General features: G+C 63.0%; 17 protein-coding genes. 11 read left to right on the top strand and 6 right to left on the bottom strand.

All coding sequences use genetic code 11. From position 1 onward, the window contains the following. Positions 1-108 precede the first annotated feature (108 nt). The gene (locus tag WBN73_RS13280; RefSeq protein ID WP_337340478.1) at positions 109-1,761 is read left to right on the top strand and encodes an ABC-F family ATP-binding cassette domain-containing protein; all 1,653 of its coding nucleotides are present in this window, start codon (positions 109-111) and stop codon (positions 1,759-1,761) included. Here WBN73_RS13280 and WBN73_RS13275 read toward each other — a convergent pair. Then, positions 1,744-3,174 carry an MFS transporter gene (locus tag WBN73_RS13275; protein WP_337340477.1) on the bottom strand — a complete coding sequence of 477 codons (1,431 nt, stop codon included), beginning with the start codon at positions 3,172-3,174 and terminating at the stop codon, positions 1,744-1,746. The genes WBN73_RS13280 and WBN73_RS13275 overlap by 18 nt on opposite strands. 94 nt (positions 3,175-3,268) lie before the next feature. On the opposite strand from WBN73_RS13275, the gene WBN73_RS13270 reads away from it, so the two are divergent. The 4 genes from WBN73_RS13270 to WBN73_RS13255 all read left to right on the top strand — a co-directional run bounded on the left by WBN73_RS13270 (position 3,269) and on the right by WBN73_RS13255 (position 7,447). Further along, complete coding sequence (locus tag WBN73_RS13270; protein ID WP_207596191.1) at positions 3,269-3,826, top strand: TetR family transcriptional regulator; 558 nt, start codon at positions 3,269-3,271, stop codon at positions 3,824-3,826. Positions 3,827-4,096: 270 nt separating this feature from the next. Beyond that, on the top strand, positions 4,097-5,719 hold the full coding sequence (locus WBN73_RS13265) for a M23 family metallopeptidase (protein WP_337340476.1): 1,623 nt from the start codon (positions 4,097-4,099) through the stop codon (positions 5,717-5,719). 120 nt (positions 5,720-5,839) lie between these two features. After that, positions 5,840-6,322 carry a glutathione peroxidase gene (locus tag WBN73_RS13260; RefSeq protein ID WP_280626551.1) on the top strand — a complete coding sequence of 161 codons (483 nt, stop codon included), beginning with the start codon at positions 5,840-5,842 and terminating at the stop codon, positions 6,320-6,322. Between the two features lie 141 nt (positions 6,323-6,463). Continuing rightward, complete coding sequence (locus WBN73_RS13255; RefSeq protein WP_207596194.1) at positions 6,464-7,447, top strand: phosphodiesterase; 984 nt, start codon at positions 6,464-6,466, stop codon at positions 7,445-7,447. On the opposite strand, the gene WBN73_RS13250 is transcribed toward WBN73_RS13255, so the two are convergent. The 3 genes from WBN73_RS13250 to WBN73_RS13240 form a co-directional block, all read right to left on the bottom strand. Next, positions 7,425-8,840: a stealth family protein gene (locus WBN73_RS13250; protein ID WP_369745986.1), complete on the bottom strand. Its 1,416-nt coding sequence runs from the start codon at positions 8,838-8,840 to the stop codon at positions 7,425-7,427. The genes WBN73_RS13255 and WBN73_RS13250 overlap by 23 nt on opposite strands. A 222-nt stretch (positions 8,841-9,062) precedes the next feature. Beyond that, complete coding sequence (locus WBN73_RS13245; protein WP_207596195.1) at positions 9,063-9,983, bottom strand: hypothetical protein; 921 nt, start codon at positions 9,981-9,983, stop codon at positions 9,063-9,065. Positions 9,984-10,110: 127 nt separating this feature from the next. Further along, the gene (locus WBN73_RS13240) at positions 10,111-10,434 is read right to left on the bottom strand and encodes a hypothetical protein (RefSeq protein WP_337340475.1); all 324 of its coding nucleotides are present in this window, start codon (positions 10,432-10,434) and stop codon (positions 10,111-10,113) included. Between the two features lie 379 nt (positions 10,435-10,813). Between WBN73_RS13240 and WBN73_RS13235 the strand changes: the two genes are divergently transcribed. Both WBN73_RS13235 and WBN73_RS13230 read left to right on the top strand, forming a co-directional pair. Continuing rightward, a complete protein-coding gene (locus tag WBN73_RS13235; RefSeq protein ID WP_011773432.1) occupies positions 10,814-11,113 on the top strand; it encodes a type II toxin-antitoxin system VapB family antitoxin in 300 nt (99 codons plus the stop codon). Positions 11,114-11,174: 61 nt separating this feature from the next. Continuing rightward, the gene (locus tag WBN73_RS13230) at positions 11,175-11,822 is read left to right on the top strand and encodes a LytR C-terminal domain-containing protein (RefSeq protein ID WP_026541840.1); all 648 of its coding nucleotides are present in this window, start codon (positions 11,175-11,177) and stop codon (positions 11,820-11,822) included. 33 nt (positions 11,823-11,855) lie between these two features. On the opposite strand, the gene WBN73_RS13225 is transcribed toward WBN73_RS13230, so the two are convergent. Both WBN73_RS13225 and WBN73_RS13220 read right to left on the bottom strand, forming a co-directional pair. After that, positions 11,856-12,593, bottom strand: coding sequence for a TetR/AcrR family transcriptional regulator (locus WBN73_RS13225; protein ID WP_337340474.1), 738 nt, complete (start codon positions 12,591-12,593; stop codon positions 11,856-11,858). A 44-nt stretch (positions 12,594-12,637) separates the two neighbouring features. Next, positions 12,638-13,645 carry a LacI family DNA-binding transcriptional regulator gene (locus WBN73_RS13220; protein ID WP_280626560.1) on the bottom strand — a complete coding sequence of 336 codons (1,008 nt, stop codon included), beginning with the start codon at positions 13,643-13,645 and terminating at the stop codon, positions 12,638-12,640. Positions 13,646-13,752: 107 nt separating this feature from the next. Here WBN73_RS13220 and WBN73_RS13215 point away from each other — a divergent pair, with 107 nt between their 5' ends. From WBN73_RS13215 to WBN73_RS13200, 4 genes are all read left to right on the top strand, one after another. Next, entirely contained in the window at positions 13,753-14,874 is a 1,122-nt protein-coding gene (locus WBN73_RS13215) for a Gfo/Idh/MocA family oxidoreductase (RefSeq protein WP_337340473.1), read from the top strand. Further along, positions 14,871-15,662, top strand: a complete 792-nt coding sequence (locus WBN73_RS13210; RefSeq protein ID WP_280626564.1) for a TIM barrel protein — start codon at positions 14,871-14,873, stop codon at positions 15,660-15,662. The genes WBN73_RS13215 and WBN73_RS13210 overlap by 4 nt, the downstream gene beginning before the upstream one ends. A gap of 157 nt (positions 15,663-15,819) precedes the next feature. After that, on the top strand, positions 15,820-16,821 hold the full coding sequence (locus WBN73_RS13205) for a LacI family DNA-binding transcriptional regulator (protein WP_337340472.1): 1,002 nt from the start codon (positions 15,820-15,822) through the stop codon (positions 16,819-16,821). 230 nt (positions 16,822-17,051) lie between these two features. After that, entirely contained in the window at positions 17,052-18,386 is a 1,335-nt protein-coding gene (locus WBN73_RS13200) for an extracellular solute-binding protein (RefSeq protein ID WP_337340471.1), read from the top strand. Positions 18,387-18,393: the final 7 nt, after the last annotated feature.

Below are 18,393 nucleotides of genomic sequence, written 5' to 3'. Positions count from 1 at the left end.
GGCATTACAGGTTTCACGACGCCAACCGTGCGCTGACCTTGCCCTGATGCCCTCGTGGGCCGGTGGTTGCAGCGCATTCGCTGAAACCACTGGAGCCTTCGGAACATCATGTCTACAACAAAAAACCCGTCCATCACCCTGACCGACGTGCGCCTTCAGTGGCCCGACGGTACCACTGCCCTTGCCGGGATCTCCGGAACATTCGGACCGGGCCGTACAGGCCTTGTGGGGTCCAACGGTGCCGGAAAATCAACCTTGCTGCGCCTCATTGCCGGGAGCCTTGCCCCTACGGGTGGCAGTATCACGACCAACGGTGATGTCGGATACCTTCCGCAGACTCTCACCCTCGTGACTGACTCGACGGTGGCGGACCTGCTGGGTATCGGCCCTCAAGTGAAAGCATTGCGGGCCATCGAAGCCGGTGACGTTTCGGTGGAGAACTTCGATGCGGTGGGCGATGACTGGGATATCGAAGCCCGGGCTGACAAATCCCTGCGCCATATCGGCTTTTCGGGGGCGGACTTGGAGCGCAACGTGGGCGAAATTTCGGGAGGCGAAGCGATGCTTGTTGCCATCACGGGGCTCCGGCTTCAGGGGACGGCAATCACGCTCTTGGACGAGCCAACGAACAACCTGGACCGGGACGCGAGAACCAAACTGTCCGCTCTCCTGTCCACGTGGCCGGGAACGCTGGTGGTGGTCAGCCACGACCTGACACTGTTGGAGATCATGGACAGCACAGCGGAACTGCATGGTGGAGAACTCGAAGTGTTCGGCGGTCCGTACAGTGCTTGGCGGTCGTATGTTGATGAGCAGCAGGCCGCTGCGGTTCAGGCTGCCCAAGCTGCCAAGCAGGCCGTGAAGACTGAGAAGCGCCAGCGCCAGGAAGCTGAGATGAAGCTGGCGCAGCGTGCCCGCACCGGTCAAACCAGCTATGACAACAAGAAGGGCTCCAAAATCCTTATGAATCAGCGGGCCTCCGATGCGCAGGTGTCAGCGGGCAAGCTTCGATCAGGATCGGATGACAAGGTGGACGCTGCCCAGGCTGCGCTGGATGTGGCCTCTTCCAAAATCAGGGAAGACGAACGGATCAGCGTGAACCTTCCGGATCCGGATGTTCCCCGCAGCCGGCGGATCGCCGAGCTGCGGGGAACCAATCGTGCTTTTGTGGTGGAAGGACCGGAACGGGTGGCCATCATCGGCGCCAACGGGGTGGGAAAAACCACCTTGCTCGAACGTTTGGTCAGCGGGGAACCGTGGACAGAGGATGATGACGACGTCGAATCCGGCACCGCAGGTGGTTGGCTCCTGACCGAGCGGTCCGGGTATTTGCGGCAGCGACTCGACGGCCTGGACGAGGCCGCGACAACTTTGGAAAATGTCCAGGCGGCCGCACCAAGTGTCCCTGTCGGGGAAATCCGCAACCAGTTGGCCCGGTTCCTGTTACGGGGTGATAGCGTCTACCGTCCCGTTGGGACTCTCTCCGGCGGTGAACGGTTCAGGGTCTCCTTGGCCAAGCTTCTCTTTGCCGATCCGCCGCCACAGGTCCTGATTCTCGATGAGCCAACAAACAACCTCGACATACAGAGTGTGGACCAACTCGTGGAAGCGTTGAATGCCTACCGCGGTGCCGTCATCCTGGTCAGCCACGACGACGGGTTCCTGGCCCGCCTTGATCTGGACTTGGTGCTGGGCCTGGACCATGACGGGTCACTCACCGAGCTGCCCTCCCTGCCCGTTGGGTCACGGTCGGGTAGCTGACGCGTTTCCCGCCGCCCTGCGTTGGGCGAGGTAGATCAGTGCAGCGCAGGGGACGGCCAGGGCGTAAAACCAGGTGGCCGAGGTGAATACTGCTCCGTAGGCCTCGGCTCCTGCCATCCGTTGGGCTGTTCCGCCGGAGCCCGCGAACACCACCGTCAACAGTGCCAAGCCGATGGACCCGCCGAGCTGATGTGCCGTGTTGACCAGTCCGGAGGCGGCGCCGTTATCCGCAGGCGCCACGCCTGACATGCCAAACTCGGTCAGCAGGATGATTGCTGTTCCTTGGCCGATTCCGAGCACGATCAGCGGAAGCAGGACGTCCGGGAAATACGCGGTGCCCGGGCCTATGGAGCTGAGCCACAGCATGCCCAGGCCGGCGATGACCAACGAGGCCACCAGCAGCGCCGGCTTGCCCAGCAAGGCGCTGAGGGGTTTGATCGCGTAGACCATGAGGAAGAACAGGAGCGTGAGCGGAATGTAGGCGATTCCGGCCGCGAACGCGCTGAAGCCCAGCACATTCTGGAGGTACTGGCTGAGGAAATAGAAGGTGGAGAACATGGCCCCCACGATCAGAATCCGGATGATATGGGCGCCCGACCGGGTCATGTCTTTGAAGAGACGCAGGGGAGTGATGGGCCGCTCGGCATGACGCTCGACGAGTACGAAAGCCAGAAGCATGAGCACGGCTGCCGCGAGTGAAACGATCGTCGTCAGGTTCCCCCACCCGGCCTCACCCGCGTTCACGAGGCCATAGACCAAGGCGGACATTCCTGCTGTAACTGTCAACGCGCCCGCGATATCTACACTGCCTTTGACCCTTCCGGTTTCCGGTAGGAAACGTGGGCTCAGCAGCAAGACGACAATTCCGATCGGAACATTGATCAGCAAGCCCCATCGCCACGACAGCAGGTCTGTGAAGACGCCGCCCACGATGATGCCCACGCTGCCCCCGGCCCCGATCACGGCACTGTAGATGCTGATCGCTTGGGACCGTTCCCCGGGCTGGGGGAAGGTCTGCACCAAGAGCGCCAGGGTTGCCGGGATGGCGAAAGCCGATGCGGCGCCTTGGAGTACGCGGGCACCGATCATGGCCTCGGCGTTGAAGGCGACCCCGGCCAGCAGGGATGCGAACGTAAACACTCCTACGCCAACCATGAAGACCCGGCGCCTGCCCAGAAGGTCTCCGATGCGGGCGCCCAGCAACAGCAGCCCTCCGAACGCCAGCGCATAGCTGTTCTGGACCCACGAGAGCGTTGTGCTGTTGAAGCCAAGTTCGCGTTCAAGGTGCGGCAGTGCCGTGGTGACGATGGACGTGTCCAACACCATCATCAGCTGGCAGCCCAAGATGACCGCCAAGGTTATGGTTCTGGAGAATCGCGTGGCAGGGGTTGTTTCCATGTGCGTTGCTGACATGCCGGGCCCTTTCTAAGTAACTAACTGGTTGGTTTTAACCATGCTCTTGAAATGCATCGCTGTCAACTAACCAGTTACTTGCTATGGTGAGGGCATGGCGAGAGATGCAGAAGCAACCAGGCAGCGGATCCTGAAGGCGGCAGAGGAGGAGTTTGCCAGCCATGGCATAGCCGGGGCGCGGGTGGACCGTATTGCTGACGAGGCACTGGCCAACAAGGCGATGCTGTACCGGTATTTCGGCAGCAAGGAACAGTTGTTTGACGAGGTCTTCTCCCGACGGGTGGTCGCAGTAGTGGAGGAGACCGAATTCGACGCACTGGACTTGCCGGCGTACGCGGCCCGTGCTTTTGACCTTTACCAGAAGGATCCCAATGTCCTCAGGCTCACCAACTGGTACATCCTTGAACGCGGCCAGGCGGCGGACCTTGAAACCCTGGTGACCTCACACCAGGAAAAGCTCTCCCGGATCGAAAGCGCCCAGAAAGCCGGCCACCTTCGCTCTGATCTCACACCCATCGAACTGCTGGCAAGCGTGCGTGCACTGGCCATGACTTGGCATACGCTCACTCCCGAGATGGCCCGGTCCAAGCTTCCGAGCCTCAAACGGCGTCGCGAAACCATCATGGAAAACGTACAGAGGCTCGTCGGCTAGTCCGCCCGTCCAGAGTTGCCTGCTGTTTAGCTGAGGCGTGCCTGTCCTACAACTCCCCAAAGGCAGCCAGGCCTACGGCTGCCTGACCTCAGGCTCAAGAATCTTGAGCAAAAACTGATGGAACCTTTCTTCGGCAACGACGCAGGAAGCCTTTATTTCTGTTGTGATTCCCGCAACAATGGTGCTTGCACGCCAGGCTGGGGTTTGGTGCCGCTGGCTTTTGGGGAGTGTTTTGTGGGCAAGCATCATGATTCAGACCGGGCAATAAACTTGATCCGAGCATTAGGATTCCATCGCGTCCTGATCGCGGGAAGCCTGGCCATCCTGGCCTTTTTCGCCTTCGGGTTCCAGCCTCTCAGTGCCGTTTCCACCAGTGGTGTGGGCGGTTCCTTGGCGCAGGGCGTGGTTGAACCGACGGCATTGGGCACCCTGGTGCCGCCGGAGGCCGAGACACTCGTCATCGATCCCATGCCCGAACCTCCGGAACAACTTCCCGGAACGCCCATGGTCTACTTTGACCGCGCCATGGTCCGAACCGTCAGCAAAGACGGTTCCACAGGCCTCACGGTAGCTTCCGCCGGGTTGTCCCGTCCGCCCACCGGTGCCCTGTACGCACCCCTAGAGGTCCTCAATCTGAGTTCCAACTATGGCTACCGCTACAGCCCCCTGACGGGCTTGGCAGGCGAGTTCCACTGGGGCCAGGATTACGCCGCCGCCTGCGGAACGCGCGTTTACGCGGCCGACGCCGGTGTGGTCCGGGCCGTCGGCTGGCACTTGTGGGGTGGCGGAAACCGCGTGGAGATCGAACACGGCAACGGCTTGGTCACCACCTACAACCACCTGCAGGCCATCGGCGTCATCAAAGGCCAATCAGTCCGGGTTGGCGAGGTCATCGCCCAGGTTGGCACGACCGGCTGGTCCACGGGCTGCCATCTCCACTTCGAGACAATCGTGAACGGCCTGCACACCAATCCCAACGGCTGGACCTACCTGCCCATGCGGCAGATTGATCCGCTGCAGAACATCTCCATGGTCAACTACCAGCCCGGCGTTGGAACGGGAACGTCCGCGGCTCCGGAATGGGCCGTTCCGGTGGCCGACGGCACCAACCGCGCCGTCATCGGTGGAGAGCACGAAGAGCACGAGCCACTGCCGGTGGTGGTTCCGCCTACCACCACGACTCCGGGTACCACCACGCCAGGCACCACGACTCCGGGTACCACCACGCCAGGCACCACGACTCCGGGTACCACCACGCCGCCGGTGCAGACGCCGGCGCCAACGCAGAGTCCGACGGCGACCGCCTCACCGTCCGTGACGGCGACGCCGACTCCGACCCCGACTGCAACGCCTACGCCGACCGTTACACAGACTGCGACGCCGACTGCTTCACCCACGGCCGCACCTACGCAGACAGCTACCCCAACTCCGACGCCTTCGCCGACCACCACGGCGCCGGCCACGAAAACTGTTGCACCGCCAGTGACGTCGTCGGACGCTTCGGCGCCGACCGCCGTCGTGCCTCCTGCGGTACCGGCTCCGGCCGCTCCAGCGCCGGCAGCCCCCGCTCCTGTGGCACCAGCGCCGGCGGCACCTGCGGTGGTTGCCCCGGCCGCGCCCGCTCCGGCAGCGCCGGCCGCAGTAGTCCCGGCTCCTGTAGTGGTGGCTCCAGCACCTGCTGCGCCGGCCGTGACGCAGGCCGTGGCTCCGGCTCCGGCTCCCGTTGCGCCGGTGGCTCCTGTGCCTGCTCCGGTGCCCGTTGCTGTATTGCCGTCAACGCTCCCAGTGGTGGTTCTTCCGCCCGGATATGTCCTGGTAGCACCGGACAAGGTCCGGCTGCCCAACGGCACGGTGGTGCTGTTGTCCACCCTGGTCCTTCCTCCGACGCCCTAAAGGTCCCTACGCCGAGGGCACGCGAAACGCCGGCACGTCTGCGTTTCGCGCCCCCAAGCCAGCTCCCGTAAGCTCGATGGCGGCAAGCCCGCCAGCCGACGTCGTCAGGAAGCGAATCCCATGACCAGCCTGTACAGCATTCCCCTCACCTTCAACGATGGCTCAGAAGCGGACTTCGGCCGGTTCGAGGGGAAAGCGGTCCTGGTGGTCAACGTGGCGTCCGAGTGCGGCTTCACACGCCAGTACGCCGGGCTCGAAGAGCTGTACGGCAAATACCGCGAACAGGGCCTGGAGATCCTCGGCGTTCCCTGCAATCAGTTCGGGGGACAGGAACCCGGCGCGGATGAGGAGATCGCGGAATTCTGTGAGCGGAATTTCGGCGTAACGTTCCCGCTGACCAGCAAAGCGAACGTCCTGGGGAAGCAGCAGCACCCCCTGTTCGCGAAGCTGACCCAGGATGAGGACGGCCAGCCTGCCAAGGTGAAGTGGAACTTCGAGAAGTTCGTCATAAACCGGGGCGGAGATCTCGTGGCAAGGTTCCCATCCACAGTGGAGCCTGACTCCGAAGACCTTGTGAAGGCAGTGGAAAAGGCGCTGGCGTAAAGCCATCAATTCTGAAGGGAGGAAAGTAATTTTCCAACATTCCGCCGGATGTTAGCCAGTTGTTGGCTAGTTGTCTGGTTGGATTGGCCCTACTGGATTGATACGGGAGGCGCCGTCTCCCACCAAACGCTAAGGCAAGCTATGGAGCTCATCGAGGCCGAGTACCCCAAACCAGGTCATGTGCTTTTGCACCTGAGCGATCTGCACCTGGTGGGTGGTCCGGGCACGCTCTATGGCTCTGTGGACAGTGCCACCAGGCTCCAGGAAATCTGCGACCAGATCATCGCCTCCCGGATCAGGCCGGAAGCCATCATTTTCACCGGAGACCTCGCGGACAAGGGTGAGCTGGAAGCCTACAAGCGGCTCCGCGACATGATCGAACCAGTCTGCGACGCGCTCGGGGCCAAAGCCATCTGGGCCATGGGCAACCACGACAACCGTGCCAACTTCCGTTCCGCCTTTGTGGATGCCTCCGAGGCCAGCAAGCCCCACGACCCGGTGGACCGCAGCTACTTCGTCAACGGGCTCCGCATCATCACGTTGGACACCACCGTCCCTGGCCACCACTACGGTGAACTGTCAGAGTCCCAGCTCGAATGGCTGGCTGCCGAACTGGCCACCCCTGCACCCGACGGCACCATCCTTGCCTTGCACCACCCTCCAGTCCCGTGCGTCCAGGACCTCGCTGTTTTGGTGGAGCTGCGCGGCCAAGCCGCACTGGCCGCCGTCGTCCGTAATACTGACGTCCGCACCATCCTGGGTGGACACTTGCATTACTCCACGACGGCGGGCTTCGCCGGCATCCCGGTATCGGTGGCCTCGGCCACGTGCTACACGCAGGACCTTGGTGTCCGCGCAGGCGCGCAGCGAGGCAGGGACGGCGCGCAGTCGTACAACATGATCCATGTGTACGAGCACACGATTGTGCATTCGGTGGTGCCAATGTCCGGCGGCGTCACCGTGGGCGAGCCCGTGGACGCTGACGAGGTCCAGCGTCGGCTGGCTGAAGCCGGCATCCGCATTCCCCACGAATCGCGGGTGGGTGCCCACACATCGCCTGGCACGCACACCTCGTCGATGCCGCTTGTTGCTCCGGGTGTCTCTACTTCTCCCAAGGCGCCTTAACCGGGAAGTACTTCTCCAGGAAGTCCGTCACCAGGTCCGCGCGCTCGTTGGCTTCAACCTCCGGGAAGCTGCCGTCGTTCAGGCAGAAGAAGTCCATGTGGCGCTTCGCCAGGAGCTTGGGCAGGTAATGCAGGCCTGCCCACATGGTGGAGTCCACGTACCTGACCTTGGCGTTGGTCTGCGTGACGGCGCGGCCCGTGAGCAGTGCGTAGTAGTGGTAGAACGAGTTGGTGACCGAGATGTTGTCCGCAGCGCGGAAACGGCTCCCGGCGGTCTTGGCGAATTCCGCCGGAAATTCTTTCTCCATGCGGGCCACCACGCTGCGGCGCAGGGGAGCTGCGGTGTGTTCGAGGTGCCGGGTGGTGATCCGGCCAAAGCGCTCCCAGAGCAGCTTCCGGTTGACGCGTGCCGCGTTCTCGAAGCCGCTGCGTTCGGCGTCGTTCTCGCCCAACCCGATCCGGGTGTCAGCCTCGATGAACTTGGTGATGCCGCCGGGAGTGAAGAACATGTCCGGGCCCACGGGGCGGCCAAAGAACATGTCGTCGTTGGAGTACAGGAAGTGCTCGGAAAGCCCCTCGATGTGGTGGAGCTGGCATTCTACGGCCTGCGAGTTGTGCGTGGGCAGGACTGAGGTATCGGCGAAGAACTCCTCGCTGCGAACGATCGTGACTGACGGATGATCGGCCAGCCACTCCGGGGCGGGGGAGTCCGTGGCGATGAAGATCCGCCGGACCCAGGGCGCGAACATGTGCACCGAACGCAGCGCGTATTTCAGTTCATTGATCTGGCGGAAGCGGGCCTCATGGTCGTCACCCTCGCCCAGAACTGCCCCGGCCTGCTGCGCGCGCCGCCTGGCGATGTACTCGGGGTCGCTGCCGTCCACCCACGAGAAAACCATGTCGATATCAAAGTCGATGTCGCTGGCGTGGTCCGCGAACATGTTCTCGATGGTGGGCCAGGTCAGGCCGTGCCGCTGGACGGTTCCACGGACAGCGTCTTGCCGCAGCATGGTGCGGCGTGTCAGCGAGTTCTCCACGGGCAACTCAAGATGGTCGCCTTCAAACCGCCACAGTTCCAGCTGCACACCCAACGCCGGGCCGTACCACAGGCCACCGCCCGTTTCGACACGCGGGCGGTACAGGCGGAAGATGCGGGCTTTCCGGTTGGCGGACAGCTCGCCGTCAGCCACCAGGACCGAGGTCTTCTTCTTGGCGTCCACTGTCATGGAGTAGAAGGGCTCGTTGCGGAACGCTGACACCAGCGCCTCACGGACCTCTTTGCGCGACTCCCAGTCGACAGCGACAACCGGCCTCTCGTCATTGCCGCGTACAAGGATGAAATCGACGCCGGCAGCGTCCAATGCCGCCCTGACAGCCAGGAGATCGGACACCATGGCCTGTTGCGGGGTGAGGTCGGCGTTGATCAGGGCGTACCGCCCACGGTGACGGACGACGTCGGACCGGTGCTTAAGGTGCGCGACGACGGCAGGCGAGATCGCCTCAGCAATCGTGTCCTCTTCAATGGACGGGCTGCCGTGGTAGATCGGATCGACCTGTGCTTGTGTGATGGCTGTATCTCCGGGATCGTCGGTGCGTGAAACTGGACTCGCTGGTTGTTAGATGGAAAGGGCCTCGCGCCAGCTGCGGAGGAAAGCGCCGCCGGCTTCGTCGTGGATGACGTCGTCCGCCAGTTGGAGGTCCGAGGCCGTCAGGATGGTGTAGGGCTTCACCGGTACGCCGTCTGCGGGCCGGACATCCACGTGCTTTACGTCGTGATCGTTGTGGTGAAGCCAGTCTGCCATGGCATAGTCCGTGCGGGAATCACCCACAGTCCGCCACGAGAGCGGAGTAATGCCCTGGGCCGCGAGCAGTTCGACGGCGCGGCTCGCGCCGAGGTCTTTGCCGAGGCGGACGGATTCGATGTCCGTGGAGATGATGGTGGGGTCCAGGCGGTAGTCCGCCGTGTCATCGGATTCCGGCGCGTGGTGGTCCAGGATCGCCGCGTTAAGGCCGTGCCGTCCCATAATTTCCAGGGCGTCGGCGTCGAAGAGTTTCTGTTCGGCCAGGTAGTCCGCGCTGGCCACGTCCAGGTGCTGCTCCACGGAAACCATGGCGCGCTTGGTCTCGTCAAAGAACATGTGCGCCGAGTAGTCCTCGGCAACCAATCGGCGGATATCGTCGCCGTAGGCCTTGGGTACCGCGAGTTCGTGGTCCACATGGATGGGACCGGGGCCTTCCGAAGTGTAACTGAACCACACAGCACCCTTCTCGCAGATGGCGTGGATGACGGTGTTGGCCGGCATTCCGGCGGCGATCATGGGCTCCATGACCTGCTCGCTGATGAACGCGTCAGAGCGGCCTGTGTTGAAAATGACGGGAATGCCCGCCGAGGCCAGCGCCACCATGTCCGCGATGATGTCCGGCTTGACGTCGCGCGTCACAGGGCTGGCAATGGGGCCGTCGACATCCAACAGCAACGCCAGGGCGGGCGTGGCGTGGGCAGCGGTCCGGTCAGTACCTTGGAGCGGTTGAGTCATGACCCTATTCTGTCAGTCCCCGCGGCCACCCTCACAGCTATGACGTCTGTGACGCCCCACGAAGGATTTAGACGGCACTCGTGGAAAGTACGCGCCAGTACCGGCGGACCTTGCTGGTCACTGCTTCCTACTGGAATTTGCCCTCGGGATCCGGAGCGCATCGAGTGTTGCCGCCGAGCGTGGTGCCGAAGCTGCTGGTTCCAAGCTGCATGGAGAATTTGCCATCGCCAAAGCCAGTGGTGGTCTGGTCCCGGTTGGCCCCCGAAGGCTGGGTTTGAACAACGCCGCCGTGCATGCTGTCGAAGCTGAATTGAGTCCCTTCCATGCCCAGAGGCAGATGGCAGACGTCCCCCGGAGCCTCTGGAGTGACTTTTGTCCAGTCGCCGGGGGCGAGGGCTTGAATCTTGTTGAAGAGGTCGAAGTACTCTGTGCGGGCTTGTTCTGGGTCCATGGTCTGCTCCGCGGTGCTGGTAGGTGGGTTGGTGCCAGGCGTTGTCCCGCACCCTGCAGGGTGAGAAGAATGATCGCCGCGGCGGGAAGGTCGCGCCTGGACCTAGACGGCATCAGCAGTCGATTCAACGTTTCTTGATTCCCTCTTTGGCCGCTGTAACCATTACCGTCTTTGGCCGCTGTAACCATTACCGTGCCCGTGGAGAGGCTATTTTGCTACCCCCGGGAACCAGATCAGGGCCTTGCTCAAGTCAGGCGATCTGCGGGCGTCCAGGTCCGGGGCCGTAGGAGCAGAAGCCGGAAGTCACCTTTTGGCTACAACCTGCCTGTGCCGCGGGTCACAAGTTCCGTTAGGGCGCCAACTTCCATAGGCTTGCAGGGTGATCTTCAAAGCTGTGGGCGAGGGACGCCCGTACCCTGACCATGGATACTCGGCGCCGCGGGACTGGGCTGCCTTGCCCCCGCGCCCTATCCGCCTCGATGAATTGGTAACCACCAAACGGACCTTGGATTTGGAGGCATTGTTGGCTGAGGACTCAACCTTCTTTGGCGACCTGTTCCCGCACGTTGTCCAGTACCAGGGCGTCATGTACCTCGAAGACGGGCTCCACCGGGCCGTCCGCACGGCGCTCCACCAGAGAACCGCAATTCACGCACGTGTATTGGTGATCGATGGCTAGGCGGACGGGTCCCGCCGATCCGGAAGCGTCCCCGGCAAAAAAACGTAAGCGTCCCAAGGATGTGACGCTGCTCCATGGCCACCACGTGGTCACCGGCCCGGAGCTCCGGGCCACCTTTGCCGAGGATGCCGCGGCCCAGAAGAGCCGTTTCCGGCGCCGGCTGCTTCACGGAATTGTCCTGGTCCTGCTGGTGGGTGTGATCGCTGCCGGGGCCGTAGGCGCCTGGGCGATCATGAATGGCGTGATCAAAGTCCCCACCGCGATCGCCAGTAAAGCCCCCGTCAGCCTGTGCCCCACCACCACGTTCGACTACGTTCCGAACGAAACAGTGAACCTCAACGTCTTCAATGCCACCTCCCGCGGCGGCCTGGCAGGTACCGTGGCTGAGCAATTTACTGCCCGGGGCTTCAAAGTGGCTTCGGTGGACAACAGCGAGACCGCCTACGCCGGAGTGGCCGTAGTAGTTTCCGGCGTCAAGGGCCAGGCGGCTGCGTTCAACGTCCAGCGCAACCTTGCCGGCACGGATTACTTCCAGGACAACCGTGAGGACGAGTCCGTGGATGTCATCCTCACCTCAGGCTACGAAGGCCTGGTGGAGCCCGAACTGGTGGATCAGACCCCTGGAAAGCTGTTGTGTCCGCGCGAAGACCTGCGTATCGCTGACAACTCCAAGTGGCCGATCATTCCGACGCTTCCGGCGGGGCAATAACGGCCGCAGCAAGACCAGCGCCGCGCGCCTGTGCTAGCCCGCCAGGGCGTCGTGGATGGGGGCGTTGTGGACGGGTGCTTCCAACCGGATCGGCCGGCCGTCGTCGTCGAAGCGTGCTCCTGCCCCGAGCTGGATGAAGTGCACCGTCTGCGCTGTGTGCGCCTCGACGGCCGTGTTTGCTTCAATAGCCGTCCGGACTTCGACGTCGGTGGCCGGGGCCGCTGGGGGAGTCTCGCCGTCGGGCGTTCGGTTGCGTCGTGCGGCGCTGGCAGACAGCGTTCCGTGAATGAGTCGCGCCAGCTGGGCGACATCGACGTCAGGGAGGTAGCCCTGGTGGACACCGTCTTGAAGGATGTCCTGCAGAAGGATGTTGAGGTCGCCCACGTGGTCCGCGAGCTTCGCGAAGGAGCCGGGGGAGAGGACGGCGGCCATGGCCGGCCCCGGGGGCAGATGGCGGCGGCTGAGGTCCTCCACTTGCGCACGGACGTAGAGGGCCAGCCTGTCCACGGGGTTTTCCAGCGCGGCCAGTGACTCCCGGAGATCAACAATGAAGCGCTCGGTCTCGTCCAAGGCGTACGCGATCAGCAGTTGTTCCATGTCCGCGTAATAGTTGTAGACGGCGGTACGGCCCACCCCCGCATGCCGGGCGACGTCGGTCATGGTCAGGCCGGGGAGGCCATGGGTGAAGAGGAGTTCACCGAAGGCGGTGAGAATCCTCCGTTGGGTCTCGGCGCGTTGGGCAGCATTCGTGGCGGCCGTGATCCTGGGCATATAGACACTTTACAGTGATCTGTCACTAAGAGCTGCGGGTTAGGTCAGGTGTCGCTGTTTCCTTCAGGAGCTCGGGCCGTGGTTTTGCGGATGACCAAGTGCGGGGTCCGGACCACGCTGCCCGGCGACTTTGCCCCTTCAATCCGGTCCACGGCGCGGCCGACGGCGGCTGCCGCAAGGAGCGGAGCGTCCTGGCTGACAGAGGATAACTGGACGTAACTCAGCTTGGCGAAGTTGCTGTCGTCATAGCCCAGCACCGATACATCTGAGGGGATGCTGATTCCCGCAGCCCTGAAGCTTTCCATGATTCCGAGGGCCGACCTGTCGTTGAAGGCGATGACTGCCGTTGGCAGATCAGCCTGAAGGATCGGCCCCGCGCTCATGCCGTCCTCCTCCCCGGGGCCGCCGGAAACAACCACAGGTTGCAGGCCGTGCCGGACCATTTCAGTGCGGTACGCCTCCCGGCGTTTGTCCGAGGAGACAGCCTCGCCGCCATCCACGTGGACGATCCGGCGATGACCCAGACCCACCAGATGGTCAACGGCCAGTACGATGCCGGCGTGATCATCGCTGCTGACCGAATCCACGTACTCGCCCACATCCTCGCGCAGGAGGCTCACTACCGGCACCTGTCGGGCGTGCCGTGCCAGATCATCCACGCTGAGGGTGGGGGCGATGATGATCAACGCCTCGGCGCCAACATCCAACAAGGTCTCGATGGCGCGCGCCTCGGGTCTGCCGCCGGCCACGGCGCTCAGCGTTATCTCATATCCCTTGGCGGACGCCTCGGCGTAGGCGGCGTCGACGATTTCAGCGTGAAACGGCTGTGAGCTGGAAAAGGTGAGGCCCAGGAGTTTCGTCCTGCTGCTCCGCAGCAGCCTGGCGCGGGAGTCTGCCCGATAACCGAGATCGCTGGCCGCCTGCAGGACTCTTTGCCGGGTGGATTCCGCTGCACCGGGGGCGCCCCGCATCACGATGGAAACCAAGGCCCGCGAGACGCCAGCCGCCTCGGCTACGTCCATCAGGGTGGGGCGGCGCTGCAGTTCTGACACATTTCCTCCAATTGCAACCAGTGTATAGAACGATCTAGACGGGACGTGAACGGCATGTCAGTATGGTCGGACTAGAACGATCTAGAAGACATGCGTCAGGAGCTCCCATGGTTTACCTTCAGCACCAGGTCAGTGAAGACCGGCCGGTTCGTATTGCTCTGATCGGAGCGGGATGGATTGGCAGTTTCCACGCCGAATCCGTTGCCCAGCGGATCCCCAATGCCCGGCTGGAGGCCATCGTGGATCCGGCCCTCCCCGCCGTCCAGACGCTGGCTGGCCGACTGGGTGTCCGCAAGATCAGTACTGACCCGGAGGATGTACTGAACGATCCCGAGGTGGATGCTGTCCTGATCTCCGCGCCGGCCCGCTTTCATTCCGGGCTGATCTCGGCGGCCGCACGTGCAGGAAAGCATGCCTTCTGCGAAAAGCCGGGCGGCCGTACCGTGGAAGAACTTGACGCGGCACTGGAAGCAGCAGAGGCCGCGGGTGTGGTGGTCCAGTTCGGTTTCAACCGCCGCTTCGCTGCAGATTTCGCTGCCGCCCGCCAACTTATCGATGATGGCGTTGTGGGAACCCCGCAGTTGTTGCGGTCCCTGACACGGGACCCGGGCAGCAGGGACGGGATCGCCAATCCGGAGAGGATTCCGCCGGGCACCATTTTTCTTGAGACCCTCATCCACGACTTTGACACCTTGAACTGGCTGAACCCCGGCGCGGTCCCAGTGCGAGTCCATGCCGTGGCTGACGCACTGGTTGCTCCTGAGGCAAAAGAGGGCGGCCTGTTGGATACCGCTGTGGTCACCGTGACCTACAGCAATGGGGCCATTGCCGTGGCCGAGGCCAACTTCAATGCGCTGTACGGCTATGACGTGCGGGGAGAGGTATTTGGATCTGCGGGTATGGTGACGGCGGGTGGCCCGCAGGCCAGCTCGGCCACGAGCTACACTGCTGCCGGCATCAATGCCGCCACCGTCCGCCTGAACGTGGATCTCTTTCACGATGCCTACACGGCTGAACTCGCCCTCTTTGTGGATGCGGTGAAGGCTGGCCGCGATGGTACCCAGGCTCCTGTGGCCCAAGGTGCCGGCGGAGCGGACGCGCGGAATGCTTTGGCTGTTGCCCTGGCTGCCACCCGTTCGGCCCACACGGGGCTGCCTGTTGATGTGGCATCGATTGCCGCACTGCGCCCGGCGGAGCCCGCGCTGCTCACTGTGGGGGATAAAGCATGAGCTTCCGCTTGGCCGTATGCGCTGAAATGCTCTATGGCGAACTGCCCTTGACGGAGCGGGTGAAGAGGATCCACGGGCAAGGGTTCGAAGTGGAGCTGTGGGACACCCGGGGCCGGGATATCGCGGCCCTGGCAGCAACAGGAGCCCGGTTCTCGTCGATGAGCGGCTATTTCGGCGGCAGCCTTACTGATCCCGGTAGTGCCGAGGAGGTGCTGGCTTCCGCGGAGAAGTTGATTCCCGTGGCGCTTGAGCTTGGTGTCGAGCGGATGGTGGTCCACCCTGCGGAGCTCGGGGAGGGCGGCCATGCTGTCCGACCGGTTCACCGGTCTACCGGCGAGATGTGGCTCACCGGGCGAAGCACCCTCGAGCGCCTGGGCGCGCTGGGCGAGAAGCACGGAGTAACCTTCGCGCTGGAGAACCTGAACACCATTCTGGACCATCCCGGGATCCCTTTGGCGCGGGCCAAAGACACCCTGGCGTTGGTCTCCGCGGTTAACCACCCCAACGTCAGGATGATGTTGGACCTGTATCACGCCCAAATCGGTGAGGGAAACCTGATCCAACTTGTCCGGGCCGCGTTGCCCTGGGTCGGAGAAATACAGGTGGCCGACGTCCCGGGCCGCTGCGAACCCGGCACCGGGGAAGTCAACTATCGCGGAGTCGCAGATGCTCTTCAGAAGGCCGGATACGCGGGGGTAGTAGGCCTCGAGGCGAAGGCCGCCGGGGGAGACGACCTGGAATCAGGGGATGCCGCGCTGGCGGCGTTCCGTGCGGCCTTTGAAAGCTAGCTAAGAGCGGCCCGCCCGCGGGTCAGGGATGGCACCCTACGCTCCCGCGTTGGTCGGTACCTGCGCGGGAGCGCTGCATCCACGGGTCAAAACTCGCGTAGCATCAAGGAAAACCGGTCAATCGCATCGCCGGTCAACACTGTAGCTAGGGGGCGTATTGCGCGCAACGGTCAAGGACGTGGCGCGCCGTGCAGGGGTATCGCCCAAGACAGTCTCGAACGTGATGAACGGCGTCGTGCCGGTCAGTGGACCCACCCGGCTCAGGGTTGAGCAGGCTATGGCGGAGCTCGACTACGTCCCAAATCTTTCGGCGCGCGGACTGCGGAATGGCCGCTCAGGGGTTATTGCCCTCGCTTTGCCGGACCTGGCAACACCGTACTCGGCGGAGGTGGCCCACCATATTGTGGAGGTGGCCCACGAGCAGGGCTGGATTGTCCAGATCGAGGAAACGGGCTCGGACCCTGACCGCGAGCAGGAGCTGATGACGCGGGCACGCTCCAACCTGATCGACGGATTGATCCTCAACCCCGTGGTGTTGGATGAGAGTGCGGTCAAGGTTGGAGTTGCTCTGCCTCCAGTGGTTCTTCTGGGCGAGGTGACGCAGCAGCTGGCCGATCGGGTCTTTGTCAACAGCCTGACGGCGGCCCGGGACATGACGCTGGCACTGGCCAAGCCCGGGCGGAGGCGCATTGCGGTCCTTGGAACCACCCAGGGACGAGGATCTGCGGCAGCTATCCAGCGTACTCAGGGGTATGAGGCCGCTTTGGACATCCTCGGTATCCCCAAAGATGAGTCACTGCTGATTCCTTGCGAAAAGTGGACGCCCGAAACGGCCGCCAAAGCCCTGGACGCCTACCTGGATCAGCACCCTGTTCCAGAAGCTCTCTTCTGCTTCACCGACTCCATGGCGATTGGTGCCCTGAGCGTTCTCTGGAAGAGAGGCTTGCGGATACCCGAAGATATCGCCGTCGCGGGTTTCGATGACATTGCCGATGGCCGCTACGCCGTCCCTTCGCTGACTACGGTTTCCTTTGATAAGCGAACCATTGCCAGCGAAGCCCTGCGTCTGCTGACGGAGCGCATGGGGGACAGGGCCCATGGGCAGCGGGTTGTCAGTGTGGATTACAGCATCGTGGAGCGGGGCAGCAGCAGGGCCTGAAACGAGAGCCGTGCACTAAATTGTGTGCGCTAACAATTTTCTCTTGCCCCGCTCATTACATCGATGTAATGTGAGACCTGCGTCACCCCGGGCCACCATATACCCGAGTGTGGAGACGCGCCGGAGCCGGACTTCAAGCGGTGCAGCAGCTATGCAGCGCAGCAGTAACAACGCAGTAACACCGCAGTGCAGCAGTGACCTTTCAGCGGACCCATCCAAAGGAGTGACGGGTGAAGCAGTTTGAATCTTTGACCGGGAAACAGTTGTCCCGGAGACAGTTATTGACAGGATCGGCCCTCCTTGGCGGGGGACTCCTGGCCACCAGCCTCACGGGTTGTGGAGGGGCGGCCCAAGCCGCCGAGGTCCAGGACATCGGGTTCTGGCACCTTCTTTCCGGCGGTGACGGGATCAAGATGCAGGCGATGATCAACGCGGCAAACCAGGCCAACCCCGGCTTCAAGGTGCACCCCACAGTCCTGGCCTGGGGTCCGCCTTACTACACCAAACTGGCCATGGCGTCGGCGGGAGGCCGCCCTCCTGAGGTAGCCATCATGCACGCCAGCAGGGTGCCCGGTTACGCGCCAGGGGGACTCATTGATCCTTGGGACCTGGACCTGCTCGCCGAGAACGGTGTGACGGCATCCGACTTCGCTCCCAGAATCTGGGAGAAGAGCCAGCATGGCGGCAAGGTCTTCTCCATTGCCCTGGACTCGCACCCGTTCGTCATGTTCTACAACACGGACGTAGCAGCCAAAGCGGGCGTCCTGGGCGGCAACGGGCTGCTCCAGGAGGTGAGCTCGCCGGACGGGTTCAAGGCAATGGCCTTGGAAATGCAGAAAGTGACCAAGGCCCACGGCCTGTCCTTCGGCTATCTGGGCAGTGGATCGCAGATGTGGCGCTTGTTCTACACGCTTTACAAGCAGCACGGCGTGGACATGGAACTGACGCCAGGGCAGCCTATGAAAGTGGACCGGGACGCGGCCATTGAGTCGCTGGAATTCATGGCCTCCCTGTTCGACGACACCATCGCAGCCCAGGCCGGTGACATCAGCACCGGTATCGCCGAGTTCGCCCGTGGCGGTTCCGGGATGCTGTTTAGCGGTGTTTGGGAACTGCCCACCATGAAGAAGGCCGGCATTCCCGTTGACGCGGCCACCATTCCCACGCTGTATGGGACACCGGCCTCTTACGCTGACTCGCACTCGTTCGTACTCCCACGGCAACTCAACGTCAACGAGGACAAGCGCCGGGACGTCTACAAGTTTGTCACCGACGTCCTGAAGGGATCACTGTCCTGGGCAGAAGCCGGACACATCCCCGGCTACCAGCCCGTGGTCCAATCCCAGGCGTACCGCGAACTGACCCCGCAGATCCACTACGCCAACGCTGCGGACATCATCGCCTACGATCCCGAGGCCTGGTTCAGTGGCTCCGGCTCGGACTGGCAGACCTACTTTGCGGAGAACGTGCAGAACGTCCTCTTGGGCAGGGACAAGGCCTCCGCCGGATGGGATGCCTTTGAACAGCGCACCAACACCCTCCTCTCCCGTCCCAACCCGGTCTAACCGGCCC

The organism is Paenarthrobacter sp. CCNWLY172 (assembly GCF_037402035.1).
Taxonomy (GTDB): Bacteria; Actinomycetota; Actinomycetes; order Actinomycetales; family Micrococcaceae; genus Arthrobacter.
The sequence above is the reverse complement of the archived record's forward strand: the minus strand, read 5'-3'. Positions and strand labels throughout refer to the sequence as shown.